General features: G+C 57.1%; 21 protein-coding genes and 1 pseudogene. 18 read left to right on the forward strand and 4 right to left on the reverse strand.

The genetic code is table 11. The features are described from left to right. Positions 1-65 precede the first annotated feature (65 nt). Together AC0V6Z_RS11170 and AC0V6Z_RS11175 are read right to left on the reverse strand one after the other, a co-directional pair. Positions 66-1,472, reverse strand: a complete 1,407-nt coding sequence (locus AC0V6Z_RS11170; RefSeq protein WP_472638564.1) for a flavin monoamine oxidase family protein — start codon at positions 1,470-1,472, stop codon at positions 66-68. A 5-nt stretch (positions 1,473-1,477) separates the two neighbouring features. Continuing rightward, positions 1,478-2,404, reverse strand: coding sequence for a DUF1838 family protein (locus tag AC0V6Z_RS11175; RefSeq protein ID WP_472638565.1), 927 nt, complete (start codon positions 2,402-2,404; stop codon positions 1,478-1,480). Between the two features lie 104 nt (positions 2,405-2,508). On the opposite strand from AC0V6Z_RS11175, the gene AC0V6Z_RS11180 reads away from it, so the two are divergent. The 6 genes from AC0V6Z_RS11180 to AC0V6Z_RS11205 are packed head-to-tail and all read left to right on the forward strand — an operon-like array spanning position 2,509 to position 7,380. Continuing rightward, positions 2,509-3,363, forward strand: coding sequence for an HpcH/HpaI aldolase/citrate lyase family protein (locus AC0V6Z_RS11180; protein WP_472638566.1), 855 nt, complete (start codon positions 2,509-2,511; stop codon positions 3,361-3,363). Continuing rightward, a complete protein-coding gene (locus tag AC0V6Z_RS11185) occupies positions 3,356-3,865 on the forward strand; it encodes a MaoC family dehydratase (protein WP_472638567.1) in 510 nt (169 codons plus the stop codon). Before AC0V6Z_RS11180 ends, AC0V6Z_RS11185 begins: the two co-directional genes overlap by 8 nt. A gap of 23 nt (positions 3,866-3,888) precedes the next feature. Further along, positions 3,889-5,073 (forward strand): acyl-CoA dehydrogenase family protein, encoded by a 1,185-nt coding sequence (locus AC0V6Z_RS11190; RefSeq protein ID WP_472638568.1) that lies wholly within the window; start codon positions 3,889-3,891, stop codon positions 5,071-5,073. A gap of 10 nt (positions 5,074-5,083) precedes the next feature. Next, positions 5,084-6,292: a CaiB/BaiF CoA transferase family protein gene (locus tag AC0V6Z_RS11195; RefSeq protein WP_472638569.1), complete on the forward strand. Its 1,209-nt coding sequence runs from the start codon at positions 5,084-5,086 to the stop codon at positions 6,290-6,292. Positions 6,293-6,298: 6 nt separating this feature from the next. Further along, on the forward strand, positions 6,299-7,072 hold the full coding sequence (locus AC0V6Z_RS11200) for a CaiB/BaiF CoA transferase family protein (RefSeq protein ID WP_472638570.1): 774 nt from the start codon (positions 6,299-6,301) through the stop codon (positions 7,070-7,072). After that, complete coding sequence (locus AC0V6Z_RS11205) at positions 6,976-7,380, forward strand: CoA transferase (RefSeq protein ID WP_472638571.1); 405 nt, start codon at positions 6,976-6,978, stop codon at positions 7,378-7,380. The genes AC0V6Z_RS11200 and AC0V6Z_RS11205 overlap by 97 nt, the downstream gene beginning before the upstream one ends. A gap of 5 nt (positions 7,381-7,385) precedes the next feature. Here the strand turns inward: AC0V6Z_RS11205 and AC0V6Z_RS11210 are convergent, their stop codons facing one another. Further along, positions 7,386-7,781 (reverse strand): UTRA domain-containing protein, encoded by a 396-nt coding sequence (locus tag AC0V6Z_RS11210; RefSeq protein WP_472638572.1) that lies wholly within the window; start codon positions 7,779-7,781, stop codon positions 7,386-7,388. Next, a complete protein-coding gene (locus tag AC0V6Z_RS11215) occupies positions 7,774-8,139 on the reverse strand; it encodes a GntR family transcriptional regulator (protein WP_472638573.1) in 366 nt (121 codons plus the stop codon). Before AC0V6Z_RS11215 ends, AC0V6Z_RS11210 begins: the two co-directional genes overlap by 8 nt. Before the next feature lie 35 nt (positions 8,140-8,174). Between AC0V6Z_RS11215 and AC0V6Z_RS11220 the strand changes: the two genes are divergently transcribed. The 12 genes and pseudogenes from AC0V6Z_RS11220 to AC0V6Z_RS11275 all read left to right on the forward strand — a co-directional run bounded on the left by AC0V6Z_RS11220 (position 8,175) and on the right by AC0V6Z_RS11275 (position 16,873). Then, a complete protein-coding gene (locus AC0V6Z_RS11220) occupies positions 8,175-9,401 on the forward strand; it encodes an MmgE/PrpD family protein (RefSeq protein WP_472638574.1) in 1,227 nt (408 codons plus the stop codon). Then, a pseudogene (locus tag AC0V6Z_RS11225) lies at positions 9,398-10,382 on the forward strand (MmgE/PrpD family protein). The gene AC0V6Z_RS11220 and the pseudogene AC0V6Z_RS11225 overlap by 4 nt, the downstream one beginning before the upstream one ends. Further along, complete coding sequence (locus AC0V6Z_RS11230; RefSeq protein ID WP_472638575.1) at positions 10,351-10,695, forward strand: MmgE/PrpD family protein; 345 nt, start codon at positions 10,351-10,353, stop codon at positions 10,693-10,695. Before AC0V6Z_RS11225 ends, AC0V6Z_RS11230 begins: the two are co-directional and overlap by 32 nt. Continuing rightward, positions 10,696-12,063, forward strand: a complete 1,368-nt coding sequence (locus tag AC0V6Z_RS11235; protein WP_472638576.1) for a phenylacetate--CoA ligase family protein — start codon at positions 10,696-10,698, stop codon at positions 12,061-12,063. A gap of 44 nt (positions 12,064-12,107) precedes the next feature. Beyond that, positions 12,108-13,214 carry an amidase gene (locus AC0V6Z_RS11240; protein ID WP_472638577.1) on the forward strand — a complete coding sequence of 369 codons (1,107 nt, stop codon included), beginning with the start codon at positions 12,108-12,110 and terminating at the stop codon, positions 13,212-13,214. Positions 13,215-13,224: 10 nt separating this feature from the next. Continuing rightward, positions 13,225-13,533: an REDY-like protein HapK gene (locus tag AC0V6Z_RS11245; RefSeq protein WP_472638578.1), complete on the forward strand. Its 309-nt coding sequence runs from the start codon at positions 13,225-13,227 to the stop codon at positions 13,531-13,533. Positions 13,534-13,536: 3 nt separating this feature from the next. After that, a complete protein-coding gene (locus tag AC0V6Z_RS11250) occupies positions 13,537-13,821 on the forward strand; it encodes a hypothetical protein (RefSeq protein WP_472638579.1) in 285 nt (94 codons plus the stop codon). Then, entirely contained in the window at positions 13,773-14,348 is a 576-nt protein-coding gene (locus tag AC0V6Z_RS11255) for an SDR family NAD(P)-dependent oxidoreductase (protein WP_472640897.1), read from the forward strand. Before AC0V6Z_RS11250 ends, AC0V6Z_RS11255 begins: the two co-directional genes overlap by 49 nt. Then, on the forward strand, positions 14,348-14,965 hold the full coding sequence (locus AC0V6Z_RS11260) for a polysaccharide deacetylase family protein (RefSeq protein ID WP_472638580.1): 618 nt from the start codon (positions 14,348-14,350) through the stop codon (positions 14,963-14,965). Before AC0V6Z_RS11255 ends, AC0V6Z_RS11260 begins: the two co-directional genes overlap by 1 nt. Then, positions 14,962-15,222, forward strand: coding sequence for a polysaccharide deacetylase family protein (locus tag AC0V6Z_RS11265; protein WP_472638581.1), 261 nt, complete (start codon positions 14,962-14,964; stop codon positions 15,220-15,222). The genes AC0V6Z_RS11260 and AC0V6Z_RS11265 overlap by 4 nt, the downstream gene beginning before the upstream one ends. Then, the gene (locus tag AC0V6Z_RS11270; RefSeq protein ID WP_472638582.1) at positions 15,219-15,974 is read left to right on the forward strand and encodes an enoyl-CoA hydratase/isomerase family protein; all 756 of its coding nucleotides are present in this window, start codon (positions 15,219-15,221) and stop codon (positions 15,972-15,974) included. Before AC0V6Z_RS11265 ends, AC0V6Z_RS11270 begins: the two co-directional genes overlap by 4 nt. Continuing rightward, a complete protein-coding gene (locus AC0V6Z_RS11275; protein ID WP_472638583.1) occupies positions 15,971-16,873 on the forward strand; it encodes a VOC family protein in 903 nt (300 codons plus the stop codon). The genes AC0V6Z_RS11270 and AC0V6Z_RS11275 overlap by 4 nt, the downstream gene beginning before the upstream one ends. Positions 16,874-17,025: the final 152 nt, after the last annotated feature.

Raw genomic sequence — 17,025 nt, forward strand, 5'->3', positions numbered from 1 at the left:
GAGCCCTTTTGCTTTGATAGGTCAATGAACAGTCGGTTTTTAAGACCTGTGTCAGGGATAAAGTTCTAAAGGCGGCCTGCAACCAGATGGGCCGTGCGCTCCCCACTTTCAAGCGCGCCCTCCATACCGCTTGTCGCTTGCGCTAGATGTTCGCCTGCAAAGTGCAGCCGGTGGCCCACCCACTGCGTCGCGGAGGCCAGATCAGCGGCCATACCCGTACCAATATGATGATAGATTCCGCGTGCGTGCGGCGATTTCTGCCAGCTATAAAGCTGCACGTTCTCTAACTGCCCACGCAGCGACGGGCGCATATTTTCGAGCCTTTCGACAATGAGTTTTTCGGCGACATGAGGCGGCAAACGGTCAAGCAGATCGGCACCTGCGCCTGTTGTCCAGAGCTTTAGCATCGCGGGTTCATCGCCCAACACGAAAACTCTTCCGATCAGCGGATCATCCGTCCAAAGCGTATCTGGCATTCCGTCCTCACGCCATGCAGGTCTGCGGGCGCTGATGTAGGCGAAGCTGGCACGCGTATAGGGCAGATCGGCGACCGTTCGGGCCAGGGGCGGCGTTAGGTTGCTAGCGACGGGTATGTGGCGGAGCGCCGAGAATGGGATTGTGCAGATACAATACCGTACGCGGATGGCGTGATCGGAAAGGCGAAGTGTAACACCGCCATTGTCCTCTGCGATCGCCGAAACGAGCGTGTTTTTCCGAACTGGCTCTGTAAGGTTTGCGGCCATTGCTTCAGGCAGACGTTGGGCGCCGCCAACAATTGTCGAAACCGCTCCAACGCCTGCGTGAAAGATTGCCAGCGTCCGCGCCAAATGAAGCTGCGACATTCCTGAAAGGGAGTTACCGTTGAGGTTGGTCTCTATCAAACGCAGCTCTTCTGCGCTTGCGCCTGCTTGCAGCAGCATCTGCCGTATCGATATGTCTTGATCCGCTGGCGCGTTTAGCCAATCGGTGGGAGCGCTGAATTGAGGAAGTTCCCCGAAATAGGCCCTTAAGAGCGTTGCGGGCTCGCTTGCTCTCTTGTCCGCGTTCAGTGTGTTGGCTGAGCTTTCGCTCCAACCGCTGCTTGGTGTGGATGTCCCGTTCACGTGATACAGGTTACCCGGCATCTGGCCGCGGCCTACGCCTGCCCCGGTGCCGGTCTGGCGCGCCACACCCAATTCGTCTGCAACTGCATGCAAACGAGTATAGCCCGCACCGACCTGTATGCCGCCCGCATCAGGCGCACCGGGCAGATCGTCGAGCGTATGAAGCCTGCCGCCAATTCGGTTTTCTGCTTCAACTACGATAACACGGGCACCAGCACGCTCTAGAATGCGCGCTGCGTTAAGTCCGGCAAGGCCAGCACCGATGATCGCGACATCGGCTTGGGTCGTTGCCCAGGCGGCACGCGGGGCAGCCCCCGCAATAATCGCCGCAGAGCTCCCTTTCAGAAAACTGCGACGATCAGCTTGCATTGAACTTAATGCCCGCCAGCGGATTGAGTGTCTCCGCCTACCTCGCGTGCTTGGTCGGTCAGCAGTTTGAATTTGGTCCAAGTCGTCTCGTTAGGGCGAGTGTCATCTTTCGGCGGTGCATTTTCGTAGATCGGATAGTTTTTTCTGATTTCGTTTTTGAGCACGTCGGGCAATTTTTCAAACCCACCAGGCAGTTTTCGGCCCATCGCGTTGAACACCATCTGGCCGGGTCGTCCGCCCATTTCCATCCAAGGTGCCCAACCGGAAATGCGCACCCAGCTGATCATTGGATAGGCAGTGGGTTCGGTAGAATCGAACAATTCATCTTTCAGCGCGGCGAAGTCGAAAATTTCCATCGCATGATATTTGCCACCAACATATTCTTGATAATCGCCAGCCAGCGGATTGGTGTAGAAAAGCGGAACTTCGAACGGCATGAAAACATAGGGCCCCGCTTCACGTAGTGTACTGATGGTGTACGGCGTGCCATCTGTTCCGCGCGGGAAAGTGGGACTGCGGCTATTCACTGGATCATTGTGGATTTGCATCACGGTGACCGTCTTGCCCGTGTACGGATTCTCCCATTTATCGACGACTTCGCCGGTCTGAGGATCTAGCATCAACATGATCTCTCGGCTGATAAGGCGCCAGCCGGTGCCGCGCTCGGCATCCACCACCTCAACACAGCGCCGGATGTTCATTCCTTCGCCTTTGAACAAGAGCTTATCGCGAATGCCAGGCGAGCGTCCGTAGATGTTACCGGACCAATGATAGACGGCTGGCTCATCCGCTGACACGCCGCATTGCAGTCTCTTAGAGATTTCGACAGCGTCTTCGGGAACGGAAGGATCCAGCGTCCGCGCACTCGCGAAAGAGCTTGCGCCAAGCAGCGCCGCAACGCCGATTCCAGTCAAAAAACGATAGATAGCCATAGTTCCGTTCTCCCAAAAACGAAATTTGTCCGGACAAATTTGCATTTCTTGCTTGACTTTAGATTTGTCCGGACAAATTGTGAAGCCACAAAATGGCGCGGACTTTGGCGTCGGCAAAACGGGTTGATGATTCTTTGTTTTCTGCAGCTTCTTTATTGTTTGTTCCCGGCTCCAGGGCTGATCGCTTTGATAAGGCGAAGGCTGGCGGTGCCGATCTGACGGTGATCGATCTTGAAGATGCGGTCGCCGCGGATGACAAAGTGAGCGCGCGAGAGGCGGCTTTGGGACAGATTGCTGAGGACAAGGATGGTTGGGCAATCCGGATCAATCCTGTGCCGACCGTTGCTGGGGTTCGTGATCTTGCGGTGCTGGCCGACACTGAGGCATTGCCTGACACGCTGCTGGTACCGATGGTCGAAAGCGCGGCTGAGGTTGCCGTTATCGCCGGAGTGCTTGGCGATCGCTGTCCTGCGTTGGTACCACTAGTTGAGACGCCAAAGGGTTTGCGTCACGCGCTTGAGATCGCTTCTCATGATGCGGTTGCAGCACTGATGTTTGGCGGCGGCGATTTCTCCGGAGAGCTTGGCGTGGAGCTCGCTTGGGAGCCGCTGCTGACAGCGCGTCAGCAAGTCATTCTGGCCTGCGCAGAGGCGGGCAAGCCCGCAATTGATGTGCCATATATCAAGTTAGATGACGAGACTGGCCTGACGGATGAATGCGCCCGCGCGCAATCGATTGGCTTTGCTGCCAAGGCTGCGATCCATCCGCGCCAACTGCCCGCGATCAAATCTGCCTTTGCGCCCAGCGATGCCGAAGTGGCCGAAGCGCGCGAAGCGTTGGCGGCGTATGAGGCGGGCGGTGGGCGCGCCATTCGATTTAATGGACGGATGCTTGAGGCACCATTTATCAAAAAATACCGCGCGGTGATTGCGCGGCATGAGGAGCAAACAAATGCGTGACGGTGTTATTGAAGTTGCCCCTGGGCGCTTTCGCGAGGTTCAGGGTCGCTACTTCGAAGATTTCGAAGAGGGTCATGTTTACGAACACCGCCCGGGCCGCACGATCACGGATGCGGACAATGTGTGGTTCACGCTGCTGACGATGAACACCCATCCGGCGCATTTTGACTATGAGCTGTCAAAGGATACTGAATTCGGCAAACCACTAGTGGTTAGTCCGTTCACTATTGCACTGATGACTGGCATGAGTGTCTCCGATACCAGTGGTAAGGCGATCGCTAATCTCGGATGGGACGAAGTTCGCATGACCAAGCCCTTGTTCGTGGGTGACACGCTCTATTGCGAGAGCGAAGTGCTGGAAAAACGTGAAAGCAAGAGCCGTCCTGAACAAGGCATCGTGACTTTCAAAACTATCGCCAAGAACCAGCATGGAGACATGGTGAGCCACTACAAACGCACCGTGCTTGTTTGGAAGCGCGGCTTTGGCGGCCTTGACGACTAAATTGACCCCTTAAGGAATTGACCATGGCAACCGCTGCAGTGCTTGAAAATCAAATACGTACCATTGATCCCGATGAAGAACAGGCCTTCATGGACGCGATCGACCGCTGGCTTGAACGGGAAGTCATCCCGGTGATTCAGCATCACGACCACAATGATCTGTGGCCAGAGAAGCTTGTGGAACAGATGGCAGAAATGGGTCTGTTCGGCGCCACGATCGGTCAGGAATATGGGGGCCTGGGCCTGCCAGCGACGACCTATGCCAAGATTGTGATGCGCATTTCCAGCTATTGGATGGCTATCACTGGTATTTTCAATTCTCACCTGATCATGGCGGCTGCGGTCGAGCGGTTCGGCACGCCAGAACAAAAAATGAAATGGCTACCGAAATTTGCGACCGGCGAGATCCGGGGCGGCCTTGCCCTGACTGAGCCAAATGCAGGTACCGATCTTCAGGCGATCCGCACCGTGGCGAAGCGCGATGGCGATGACTACGTGCTCAACGGCACGAAGACGTGGATTTCGAACGCCCTTAATGGTCAGTGCTTCGCAATGCTTGCGAAGACTGATCCGGGTGCCGATCCAAGGTATAAGGGCATGAGCCTGTTCATTGCCGATAAGCGGGATGGGCTGACGACTGGCAAGAAATTTGAGAAACTCGGCTACAAGGCGATCGATTCCGCTGAGCTGGTAATGGAGGACTATCGCATCCCGGCTGATCAATTGATCGGCGGCATTGAAGGTCAGGGTTTCTTCCAGGCAACGGGCGGGCTTGAGCTCGGCCGCATCAATGTGGCCGCGCGCGGTGTTGGGCTAGCCGAGGGATCGCTGCGGCTCGCGACGGAATACGCGCAGCAGCGCGAAACGATGGGCAAACCCATCGCCCAGCATCAGGCAATCCAGTTGAAACTGGGTGAGATGGCAACCCGCGCGCGCGCCGCGCGTCTGCTCACGCTCGATGCCTCCGAAGCTTACGATTCCGGTGAACGCTGCGATATGGAAGCGGGCATGGCGAAATACTTCGCTTCTGAAGCTGCGGTCGAAAACAGCCAAGAGGCGATGCGCGTTTTCGGTGGCTATTCCTACTCGAAGGAATACGACATTGAACGCTTCTATCGCGACAGCATGCTGATGTGCATTGGAGAGGGGACCAACGAAATGCAGCGGATGATTATCGCTAAACAGCACCTCAAAGCGAACCCGGTCTGATCCGGTTCTCATGAGCGTGTCGCTACCCCTAGCCGGATATCGTATAATCAGCGCCGAGCAATATGGTGCTGGTCCATATGGGACGATGCATCTCGCGCAACTTGGCGCGGAAGTGATTAAGATTGAACCACCTAGGAAGGACGGCAAAGGTGGGGGCGATACGGCGCGCGCTGTGGGTCCGCACTTTCTGCAAAAGGGCGAGAGTCTGTATTTTCAGTCGTTCAACCTTAACAAGAAATCGCTGACCCTCGATCTTCGCACTGATGAAGGTCAACAGGTGTTGCGCGAATTGGCCGCGACCAGTCATGCTGTGGCCAACAATATGCGAGGGGACTTACCTGAGAAATTGGGGCTGACCCATGATGCGCTGAAGGATGTTAATCCTGCTATCGTTTGCGCTCATCTGTCGGCTTATGGGCGAGATAATGAGCGTGCGAAATGGCCGGGCTATGACTATCTGATGCAAGCCGAAGCGGGCTATTGTGCGATGACGGGCGAGCCAGGCGGCGAACCGCAGCGGATGGGATTGTCGATGGTTGATTTCATGACCGGTACAATCTTCACAATCGGCCTATTGGCAGCGCTGGTCGACGCGCAGCGAACCGGACAAGGGCGCGATGTCGACACCGATCTGCTGTCGGCGGCGGTGCATCAGACCAGCTATCCGGCGCTATGGTACATGAATGAAGGCGATGAGACCGCTCGTACGCCGCGCAGTGCGCACCCTACGGCGACACCCAGCCAGATGTTCAAGGCATCCGATGGCTGGATGTTTGTGATGTGCCAATTGCCGAAGTTCTGGGACATCCTTGTCGATCGAATTGGCCGCGAAGATTTACGCAATGATTCTCGTTTCACGAGCAATGCCGACCGCTTGGCGAACCGGGAAGTGCTCACTCAACTGCTTGACGATGAATTTTCTAAGCGCCCGATGGCGCATTGGCAGGAATTGCTCGCCGGGTTTGTGCCGGTCGCCCCGGTTTACGAGTTGGGCGACGCGATGGACAACCCATGGCTGAAGACCATCGGAATGCGGGATAGTGTCAACCATCCGGCGCGGGACAATATCCAGATACTCGCCAGCCCGATTAAACTTGATGGCCAGCGCCTTCCCAATCGCGCGGCGCCTCTGCTGGGCGCTGATAGCGACGATATTCTCGGCGAGCTCGGTTATGATGAGGATGCGATTGCTGAGCTGCGCGCTGGCGGGGTTATCTGATCAGCGATGGGCAGGCTTTCGGGAATTACAATTGTCGATCTGACGCAGTTTCTGCCTGGTCCGATGATGACGGTCATGATGGCCGATCATGGCGCACGGGTGATCAAAGTCGAGCCGAAAGCAGGGGACCCTGCGCGAGCTATGGAACCGCGTGAAGCCGGTCATTCCGTGTGGTTCGCCAATCTCAATCGCGGCAAGGAAAGCGTTGTCATCGACCTCAAGAGCGAAGATGGCAAAGCGCAATTGGTGGATCTTTGCCGAGAAGCCGACGTATTCGTCGAAGGCTTTCGCCCAGGTGTCATGAAGCGGTTGGGCTTTGACTATGACAGCGTTAAGGCACTGAAACCCGACATCGTCTACTGCTCCATCTCCGCCTTTGGGCAGGATGGCGCGTTGGCGCATCATCCGGCGCACGACATGGCGGTCCAAGCGCTGGCGGGGTTCCTTTCGGTGAACGATGGCCCCGACGGAACGCCGGTTGTCCCGGGCGCGCCTAGCGCAGACATGGCGGCTGGTCTGACCGCGCTTTCAGCGGTTCTGATGGCGATTGTCGGCCGTGATCGCACGGGGGAGGGCGCCTATATCGATTGCGCGATGTTCGACAGCCTGTTGCCATGGTGTGCGCATACCGCCGGTGGCGCGATCGCAGGCGGGGAAGTCCTGTCTCGCAAAGTCAGCGATCATTGGGCGGAGCTGGCTTCTATCAAGTCTACAACACTAGTGATGGAAAGCACGTTGCGTTGGGAGGACGCGAAATTAAGTTCGCGCGCAACCTGCTGACCGCACTGGGCCGCGAAGACCTGATCATTCATGCCGAACGCGAAGCGGGCGAGCAGGGCGAGTTGATCCAGTTCTTACAGGATACATTTTCGTCCAGGTCGCGCGACGAATGGGTTTCATGGTTCGCGGACAAAGACGTGGCCTTCGCACCGGTCCTCGATTTCCGTGAGGCGCTCGACGAACCACATATTGCCGAACGCGGCCTGCTAGTCGAAGCGTCCGATGGAGCGCATCATATTGCCTCGCCAATTCGTTTTAGTGATGAGCCCTTCATACCCACACCAGTGCCAGGATTGGGCGAAAAATGAGCGTTTCAGCTATCGAGGTCGATGTGCATCGCGTAAGCGAAGCGATCACCGGGGTGATGGCTTACAGAGATCTCATAGACGCTACTCCGCGGGTCAAGATAACATCTGATGATCCGCAGAACAGGCTCCCCCTCATCGATCTCGAGGAAGTTAGCGACGCGGTCATCCGCTGTGATCGCCTGAATGTCTTGCGTCACTCGCCCAATTGTTACGCCGACAATCCGTTCAATCTGACTGAACAATGTTCCCGCCGCCAAATCGAGCTCATCAACAGCGTCGCCGAGTTTTTCGTGAAAATAGGCGTCTGTCACGGCGATCGGCGGCGTGTTGGCGCTTTGCCGCCGCACACCACGGAAGCGGCGCCAAATTCCGTCAGTATCTTCACCAATCTGTTCAGCCACGACCGTGCGGCAGAGTGCCGGAATCACGCTCGGTATATTCAACTTCGCTTTCGCGCGAGTATTGCAGAAGCTCACCAACATTGGACAAGGGTTGATGCAAGGCTCCGCCGCGCGCCGCGGCCGGTTGAACGATTGTGCCCGAGCCATGCTTACGCGCAATCAAACCTTCGTTTTGCAGCCGCTTAAGCGCTTCACGAACTGTAAAACGGCTGACGTCGAACTGGCTGCAAAGGGCTGTTTCGGTTGGAAATTGTTTACCTTCGGCGAATCGTCCGGCGAGGATCGCTTCCCGCAATTCACCAGCTACCTGCATGTAGCGCGGCGTCTTGCTTTTGACGGTAGCGGCGGTTTCGGCCAACGATCTCTCCCAGTCCCTGCGCGGGGTTCAAGGCTTTGAGCGAACCCCATCTTGTGAATCTAGCGCGTAAGCTAGCGCGCATCGTCCCCGATAGCGAGAAAAAGCGTGCGCGCCTCTACCTTCTCGATTGGCTCGCCTGTGTTGCTGGTGCGCGCGATAGTCGGGCTCGCCAGGTGGGCAGCAAGATTTCTGCAAAAGGCTGGGAACGCGCCACATATCTTGGAAATGTGCTGGAGATGGATGATGTCCACCGCGCGGCCTTACTGCACCCCGGCCCCGTGATCTGGCCAGCGGCGATGAGTATCGGCGGCAGTGATATGGACGCGCTGCTTCACGCGGCAGTGCGCGGCTATGAAGCGATGATCGCCATTGGTGCGGCATTCGATGCGAAGCACTATGCGCATTGGCATCCGACAGCGACGATGGGTGTGTTTGGCACGGCCGCCGCCGCAGGTTCGCTGCTCGAGTTTTCACCCGCCCAATATGCGCATGCGCTGGGCAATGCTGGGTCGGTTTCCGGCGGGCTGTGGCATATGCGACATGATGATGTGCTGACCAAGCAGTGGCACATCTATCACGCGGTTCGCACTGGGCGTGATGCAGCGTTGCATGTGCAGCATGGCGCAACCGGTCCGCATGGCATTCTGGAAGGTCCACAAGGATTGTTCGCGGCAATGACCCAGCAGCCTGGAGAACTTGTGTCGAACGGCGCTGGCTGGCTGATCGATGAGGTTAGTTTCAAGCCATTTGCTGCCTGTCGTCATGCTCATCCGGCGATTGATGCAGCGATGGAATTGCGGGCGCTTGGAAAACTTGAGGCGCCCTTTGTTGTTGAAACATTTGGTGATGCACTGACGTTCTGCGACCGGCCCGATCCGCAGACAGAACATGAGGCGAAATTCTCGCTCCAACATGCGGTTGCGGTTGTGGCTGATGGGCGTGAAGCCAGACCAGAAGACTTTACCGAGGCGGCCATTGCTGAGCTATCTGAACTTCGTGCTCAGGTAACTGTGGCCGAAAATTCCGCAATCACAGCCCGCTATCCAGCGCATTTCGGCGCGCGTGTGAATGGGTTTGAACTGGTCGACACTTTAGGTGATCCAGAACGACCTGTTTCCGAAAATCAAATCATTGCCAAGATGCACACGCTGGCGACCTGGGGCGGGCTTTCTGAAGCGGATGCTGACAAAGCGGTTGATCTGGCGTTGCACGGCAATGATGGCGACGCGATCAATACGATGCTGCAGGAGTGGCTGACGTGAGCGCGCCTTCCAAACACACAGCTGATTTGATTAGATTTGCAGCGGCTGAGCATATACTCCCGAAGGATGTCCGCGACGCATCGGTTCGTCTCCTAGGCGATACGCTCGCGATTGGAGCGGCGGCGGTTGATGCGCCGGGTGAACCGGCGATCCTTAGCACAGCACAGAAGTTCGGTAGCGGTGCCGAGGCGCGCTTGTTGGGTACATCGGAGCGTTTGCCTGCGCCCTCCGCAGCGTTCGTCAACGGCTACAGAATTCACTGTCTTGAGTGGGACGCGGTGCACGAACCGGCGGTTGTCCATGCGATGAGCGTAGTGACTGCGGCACTAGGTGCGGCGATCGATAGGCGAGGCGGCTGCGATCCGGAAGAGGCACTGGTCGCGCTTTCCATCGGCGTCGATATCGCCTCTGGCCTGGGATTGAGCGTCGACAGTGCAATGCGCTTTTTCCGACCGGCAGTTTGCGGCGTGATGGGCGCAGCGGTGGCGGTCGCCCGGATTGACGGCGCGCCAATCGACGAAGTATTGGGCCTTGCCTATTCGAGCGCTGCTCGGCACGATGCAGGCGCATGTCGAGGGCAGCGAAACCTTGCCGTTTCAAATTGCCAACGCTGCGCGCGCTGCCGTGACGGCGAGCGATCTTGCTAGGGCTGGCTTCTCTGGCCCTAAAGACCCGCTAGAAGGGCCGTTTGGCTATTACACCCTGTTCGAAGATGGTGATTTGGCACGCTACACGGCAAATCTCGGTAAGGTTTGGCGCATTGCCGAGGTCAGCACCAAACCGTTCCCATCGGGCCGAGCGAGCCACGCAGCTCTGGGTAAGCTCAATGAGCTTGCAATCGATCCTACGCAGATTGCGAAGGTTAATCTGGCCTGCCCGCCGCTGATCAGGCGCTTGGTTGATCGTGCTTATTCCGCTGACATGACGCCGAGCTTGGGCTCGCCTCTGCATGCCTTATCTGGCGGCGCTAATGCTGATTGATGGCCGGGTTGATCCGCGCCGCTTCACTTCGGCCGACATCGCCAATCCAGAACTCGCTGCGATTGCTGCAAAGGTGAGCCTTTCCGACGATGGCACTCGTGATGGCAATGCTCTGTTTCCGCAGTCGCTGACCATCACGCGCAGCGATGGTAGCTCAGAAACGCATTCGGTCGAGCACACGCTCGGCAGCCCGGATAACCCACTTTCGTCCGCCCAGACGCAGGCGAAAATCGATTTCGCGCGTGAGCTGGCGCTAAGCCGATGCCGATGCCCGTACTTTCGACAATCCACTTGCCTATTTCACGGATCCTAAATGACATACCCGACTTACTTTGAAGCGCTCGATCATAAACAGATGCTGGCTGACTATCCCGTCGGTGAAGAGTTCGTTGCGCGCTACAAAAGCATGAGTCGTGATGAGCTGTTCGCGTTGCAGGATGCGCAGTTTAAGAAACTGATGGTCAAAGGTTGGCAGGTGCCGTTTTACCAGCGATTGTGGGGTGCGCAGGGGATTGAGCCGGGCGACATTAAAGGGCTGGCGGATATCACCAAGCTGCCGGTTTACGACAAGACGGACCTCATGGCCTCGATTGCCGAACATGCGCCTTATGGCGATTTTCACGGCATGGGTGATCCGACGGCGCGTCCACCCGTCGTCTTTCACACGACCAGCGGCACAACCGGCAAACCGCAGGTTTTGATGTTCGGGCCAAAGGGGCGCGAGGTCGGAAATTTGCTGGTTGGCCGGATGTACCGCTGGATGGGCCTGCACAGCGATGATGTCGTGCATTCAGTCTATGGCCACGGTATGATCAATGGCGGGCATTACATCCGTGAAAGCGTGACCAAGTTTACCAATTCGATCTTCCTGTCGGCGGGAACCGGCATTGAAACACGCAGCGTCAATCAGGTCCAGCTGATGGCCGATTTCGGTGTCACCTGCGTGGTTGGCTTTGTCGACTATATTCGCAAGCTTGCAGGCACTGCGGAAGAACTGGGTCTGTTCGACAAGATCGATATCAAGATGATTATTGGGCATCTTGGCACCGAAGATCGCCAGGCCACCGAAGATGCGTGGCATGGAGCGAAGGCATATGACTGGTACGGCGTGGGTGATACCGGCTCCATCGCGGGCGAGGGGCCAGACCGGAATGGCATGTATGTGTGGGAAGATGCACAATACCTTGAGCTGCTGGGCGTGGATGACGGCGCGCCGGTTAGTCTCGGTGAGACGGGCGACATGGTCGTCACCTGTCTGTATAAGGACGACATAGCGCCCTGCATCCGCTTCAACACCCACGACATCACGCATGAACTGGATGGGCAGGGCGAGATCGCTTTCAAACGCATCGCGGGCTTCCGCGGACGCAGCGACAATATGGTCAAACTGCGCGGTATTAACGTTTTCCCGCATGCCATCGGGGCAATCATTGAGAACCGTCCGGATCTGACCGGCGAGTATGTTTGCCATCTGACCCGCGATGCAAGCCAGCGCGATTCCATGCGCGTTACCTTGGAGAGCAAGGGCGGGACGGATCAGGCCGCGCTCGCCGAGACATTGAAGCAAGGCCTCGGTGTTGAGGTGGAAATCGCCCTGTGCGAACCGGGTGGGACGGCGGCTGTGACCGAAATCGATAAGCGGCAAAAGCCTTTGCGCCTGATCGATGAGCGCGGGGTATAAGACGGCCACGATGCTCGATCCCTACAACGCCTTTCTGTTTCGCGATGAAAACGCTGCTGGCGGCGAAGGCCCGCTGGCTAGGCGTGACCGTCGGCGTGAAGACGAATATTGCGGTCAAAGGTATGCCGTTTCATGCGGGTATTGGCGCATGGGAAGACCGGCTTGCGGAGGCAGATGCTGAAGTGGTTTCTCGTTTGCGTGCTGCCGGAGCGGCCATCACGGGCGTCCTCAATATGGAAGAGGGCGCGCTGGGCGCGAAGACGGATAATCCGCATTTTGGCCCGACGCAAAACCCGCACCGTGATGGCTTTTCACCGGGCGGCTCATCGGGTGGCAGCGGAGCCGCCGTGGCTGCTGGATTATGCGATATTGCGCTGGGTTCGGACACAATGGGCTCTGTCCGTATCCCGGCGTCGCATTGCGGCGTCTATGGGTTTAAGCCAGCGACCGACCGAGTGAGCCAAGACGGCTTGATCGCTGCCGATGCAACGCTTGACGCGATTGGTCCCTTGGCGCGCGACCTCGATGTGTTGGAGCAGACCTCTCGAGTCATCACCGATTTTGGCGACATCGCGATTGAGGGCACGGGCGCAACCCTGATTGACCATGATGTTGATGTGCATCCTGATGTGCAGACTGCGTTCAAAGCGGCTGTCGCAGCGCTAGACAGCACGCCAAAAGACGTCTCGCTACCGCATAAGCAGAGCCGTATTCGCTTCGCTGGCTTTATTGGCGTTTCAAAGAAAATGGCGAAAGATTTGGCGGGCATTTCCGTCTCAGACAATCTCACCAAGCTCCTTACCTATGGCCCGCGCCGATCAGCCGAGGACTGGGCGGAGGATCAGGTCATTCTCGCCGAAGCACGCGAGGCGGTGCGGATGATCATTGCCGAATACGACTTCCTGATCCTACCAACAGTTCCCAACCCGCCATTTGCCCACAGCGAGGCCGAACCCGCCGCGCAAGCAGACTTCACTTGCCTTGCGAACATTGCCGGTTTGCCTGCGATCAGCATTCCTGCCGGATGGACCAAAGATGGATTGCCCGTTGGTATTCAGATCATTGGAGAGCCGGGATGTGAAGCGGGCTTGTTTGCAATCGCTCGGCAAGTTGATCACAAACTCAGCGCATACCGCGCGCCAAACTCCTAGGAGAGAACCCATGCGTATTATCGTTCCATTCAATCTGAAGCCGGGCACTGATGTTGCCGAATATGAGGAATGGGCAAAGACCAAAGATGTGCCAACGGCGAGCGCATTGGGTTCTGTCAAAAGCTTCACTGTGCACAAGGCGACCGGTTTATTCGGCGATCCAGAAGCGACCCCGCCGTACCAATATTTCGAAGTGCTCGACATCACAGATATGGACGCATTCATCGCGGACGTTTCGGACGAGAAATTTCAGGAAGCCGCCGCACCGTTTCAAGTCTACGCTGATGCGCCGCAATTCATCCTGACCGAGGATCTGTGATCCATGGGCAAGTATTCTGGCAAGACGATAGTCGTCACCGGCTCCGGTAAGCAAAAGGGACTTGGCCAAGGCATCCTTCAGGCCTTCGCCGATGAAGGTGCGAACTGCGTCGTTTCCGACCTGACAATCGATGACGAAGCCGAAGCAGTTGCAGAGGAATTGCGTGGGCGTTCATCTGTTTCGGGGGCAAGGTTGCCACTATCGCCTGTGACGTTTCCAAAGCTGATCAATGCCTGGCGCTGGTCGCCAAGACGATCGAGTATTTCGGCAAAGTCGATGTGTTCGTGAACAACGCCGGGATCGGTTTCTTGATGAAGCCGCTGCTTGAGGTTGATACGGCGAAAGAGTGGGACCAAGTGCTCTCGGTCAATCTCTCCGGCGCGTTCTATTGTACCCAGGCCGCTGCTCGCGCGATGGTGGAGGCGGGCAAAGGTGGCCGCATCATCAACATTGCATCGCAGGCCGCGAAGACCGGCTTTCCGCATCTGCCAGCCTATGTGTCGTCAAAGCATGGCATGGTTGGCCTGACCCGTGCGAGCGCGGTCGAACTGGGCGGCCACGGCATTACGGTAAACGCAGTGTGTCCGAACCATGTCACAACCGGTCTCGGAGCGCAGCAGAACGAGTATTTCTCCAAGCTGCTCGGTTTCGACAATGTTGAGGGCTATCTGGAGAACATGAGCGCGAAAAACCCGATGGGCAGACCTGGCCTGCCATCAGACACCGCCGCCGCTTGCATTTGGCTAGCGAGCGATGACGCATTCTATGTGACCGGCGAAGCGCTCAATGTCTCTGGCGGTGAGGAGATGCACTGATGCCACTCATAGAAGAACGTATGGATATGCCGGGCGGCGCGAAGATGGCACTGAGCGTTGTTGTCAATGTTGAAGAGGGCAGCGAGATGACCATTGCCCGCGGCGATCGCGGGATGGAGCCGGTCGATGAACTGGGCGTTTTCGTGAAGTCGAAGATGCGCAATTACTCAAACGAATCCAATTACCTTTATGGCATTAAAGCGGGCGCGCCGCGCGTCGTGAAATTGCTCAAACGCTATGACATTATGGCGAGTTGGACGGTCGCTGCGCTTAGTCTGGAAAACCACCCAGAGATTGCGGAGGCGATCGTGGAATTGGGGCACGAACCGGTCAGCCATGGTTGGCGCTGGGTGCACCAGTTTAAGATGGATGAGGACCAAGAGCGCGAGTTCATTCGCAAGGCTGTGACAAGCATTGAGAAGACCTGCGGCGTGCGTCCCTATGGCTGGCTCTCGCGCTATCTGCTGACTGACAACACCCGCTGCAGCTGCTGTCCGAGGAGGGCTTCAGCTATCATATGGACGATTACTCCGGCGACGTGCCGTTCTGGGATCGCGAAACCATTCCGGGTAAGCCGATGTGCATCCTGCCTTATCAGCTCGACAGCAATGATATGAAGATGTGGACGGACCCGGCGCTAACACCGCATCAATGGCTGGACTATGCCAAGGCGAACTTTGATCAGGTCTACCGCGAAGGAGAGGAAGGCAATCCAAAGATGATGAGCCTTGGGCTGCATTTGCGGATTATCGGGCGACCGGGCCGGATTTGGGCATTGGAGGAATTCTTTAAACATGTCCGCGCGCATGACGGCGTCTGGGTGACCACTCGCAAAGCGATTGCCGATCACTTCATTGCGGAGAATCCCGCTTGAGCCTGCGCCTCGAATTGGACGGCAATGCTGCGCACCTGCTGATTGATCGCGCTGACAAGCGCAACGCGTTTAACATGGAGATGTGGCAGGCGATGCCTGGTCTGCTTGATCAGGCAGAAAGCAATCCGGATGCGCGCGTGCTGGTGCTGCGTTCGGCGGATGGCGGCGCGTTTTGCGCCGGCGCGGATATCAAGGAATTGCTCGCGAACAAGGATGACGCCGCGTGGCGCGCAGCCAATCAGGCAGCGATCAACACCGTTCAGTACAAGCTGGCCCGGCTCAATATGCCGACGCTTGCGTGGGTAGAGGGTGATTGTGTCGGCGGTGGCTGCGGCCTCGCGCTGGCATGCGATATGCGGCTAGCGAGCGGTGCCGCGCGCTTCGGGATTACGCCAGCCAAGCTTGGTCTTGTCTATCCGTTGCATGACGTAAAGCTGTTGGTTGATCTGGTTGGGCCAGGGCAGACGAGCCGGATGCTGTACACTGGCGCATTGATTGACGCGGCAGAGGCGTTGAGGGTCGGTCTGATTGAGCAGATTACTGATGATCCCGGTGCGCAAATTGAGGCGCTGCTATCGGCGAGTCCGCATTCGATCCGCGAAAGTAAGCGCATGATCCGCTTCGTGCTGGATGGGCAGGCAGAGGAAAGCGAAAAAACCGCAGAGATGTTCGCGCGTGCTTTCACCTTACCCGATTTTGCGGAAGGGACGCAGGCTTTCGTTGAAAAGCGAAAACCGGAGTTCGGAAAATGAGCATCGCGCATGGTACCATTTTAGGTGGCCTTTCGACCGTACCAGACCTTGATCGTGCCTTGGTGGGGTACCGCGACTGCCTCGGCTTGGAATTGGTCGAGCAGGGCAAATTACCTATTGATCTGGCCGCTAGCTGGGGCTGTGCAGGTAATGCGGGTGCGCCCTATGCGGTGCTGCGTCCGACCAGTGGAGCGCCATGCTGGTTCCGACTTGTTGAGCAAGAAAATCATCCCGATTTCAAGCCGACGCGCAGCTATGGCTGGGCCGCGTTCGAATGCACAGTCGAAGATGTTTGGCATTGGCCTGAGGTCGTCGAAGACGCTGGTTTCACGATTGTCGGTCCGCCCAAAAAACTAGAGAATATTGAACCCGCCTTTATCCCGATGCAGGTTCTCGGCACAGGTCAGGAAATGGTCTATCTCAACCAGGTTTTGAGCGATATGCCGGACATTGATCTGCCGCGCGCAGAATCATCGGTTGACCGGATATTCATTGTCGTTCTGGCCACGCCAGACCGTGAGGCAAGTTTGAGCTGGTACAGCCAGAAGCTCGGCCTGGCGCGCGGCGCGGATTACACTTTGCCCTATTCGATGATCAACAATGCATTTGGCTTACCGGCCGATACGCTGACCACGATTACGATGGTCCTGGAAGACCGCATGCCGATTGTCGAGGTTGATGACTATCCATCAGAAACAATCGCAAGACCGAGGATGGAAGGCCATTTGCCTCCGGGAAATGCGCTAGTTAGCTTGGCTGCGCGTGATCTGGATAGCTGCGATGTGGACTGGATCAACCCGCCTGTGCAGCGCGAAGGCGCTCTTTACGAAGGTCGGCGAAGTGCGACGACTATGGGTCGTGGCGGCGAGCTGGTCGAAATGATCGAGGTCGGTGAATGAACGCCGCTACATCCGCTGTATGACGATTGGGTGCAGACCTGACCTGTCACGCTGTTGTATGATCGAGTGATCAGCAATACGGTGCGTTGAAACAACGGTACCGCCGGGCAAGTGATCAACCTTGTCGTCTTTGTGCCACCACAAGAGGAACT

This window comes from Erythrobacter sp. SN6-5, assembly GCF_057364945.1.

What these genes read in the sequence shown, in the direction of transcription:
- AC0V6Z_RS11245 (WP_472638578.1), top strand. Translation starts at nt 13,225, where the DNA reads ATGCGTATTATCGTTCCATTCAATCTGAAGCCGGGCACTGATGTTGCC.
- AC0V6Z_RS11170 (WP_472638564.1), bottom strand. Translation starts at nt 1,472, where the DNA reads ATGCAAGCTGATCGTCGCAGTTTTCTGAAAGGGAGCTCTGCGGCGATT.
- AC0V6Z_RS11260 (WP_472638580.1), top strand. Translation starts at nt 14,348, where the DNA reads ATGCCACTCATAGAAGAACGTATGGATATGCCGGGCGGCGCGAAGATG.
- AC0V6Z_RS11235 (WP_472638576.1), top strand. Translation starts at nt 10,696, where the DNA reads ATGACATACCCGACTTACTTTGAAGCGCTCGATCATAAACAGATGCTG.
- AC0V6Z_RS11195 (WP_472638569.1), top strand. Translation starts at nt 5,084, where the DNA reads ATGAGCGTGTCGCTACCCCTAGCCGGATATCGTATAATCAGCGCCGAG.
- AC0V6Z_RS11265 (WP_472638581.1), top strand. Translation starts at nt 14,962, where the DNA reads ATGAAGATGTGGACGGACCCGGCGCTAACACCGCATCAATGGCTGGAC.
- AC0V6Z_RS11275 (WP_472638583.1), top strand. Translation starts at nt 15,971, where the DNA reads ATGAGCATCGCGCATGGTACCATTTTAGGTGGCCTTTCGACCGTACCA.
- AC0V6Z_RS11175 (WP_472638565.1), bottom strand. Translation starts at nt 2,404, where the DNA reads ATGGCTATCTATCGTTTTTTGACTGGAATCGGCGTTGCGGCGCTGCTT.
- AC0V6Z_RS11185 (WP_472638567.1), top strand. Translation starts at nt 3,356, where the DNA reads ATGCGTGACGGTGTTATTGAAGTTGCCCCTGGGCGCTTTCGCGAGGTT.
- AC0V6Z_RS11230 (WP_472638575.1), top strand. Translation starts at nt 10,351, where the DNA reads ATGCCTTATCTGGCGGCGCTAATGCTGATTGATGGCCGGGTTGATCCG.
- AC0V6Z_RS11190 (WP_472638568.1), top strand. Translation starts at nt 3,889, where the DNA reads ATGGCAACCGCTGCAGTGCTTGAAAATCAAATACGTACCATTGATCCC.
- AC0V6Z_RS11200 (WP_472638570.1), top strand. Translation starts at nt 6,299, where the DNA reads ATGGGCAGGCTTTCGGGAATTACAATTGTCGATCTGACGCAGTTTCTG.
- AC0V6Z_RS11240 (WP_472638577.1), top strand. Translation starts at nt 12,108, where the DNA reads ATGAAAACGCTGCTGGCGGCGAAGGCCCGCTGGCTAGGCGTGACCGTC.
- AC0V6Z_RS11250 (WP_472638579.1), top strand. Translation starts at nt 13,537, where the DNA reads ATGGGCAAGTATTCTGGCAAGACGATAGTCGTCACCGGCTCCGGTAAG.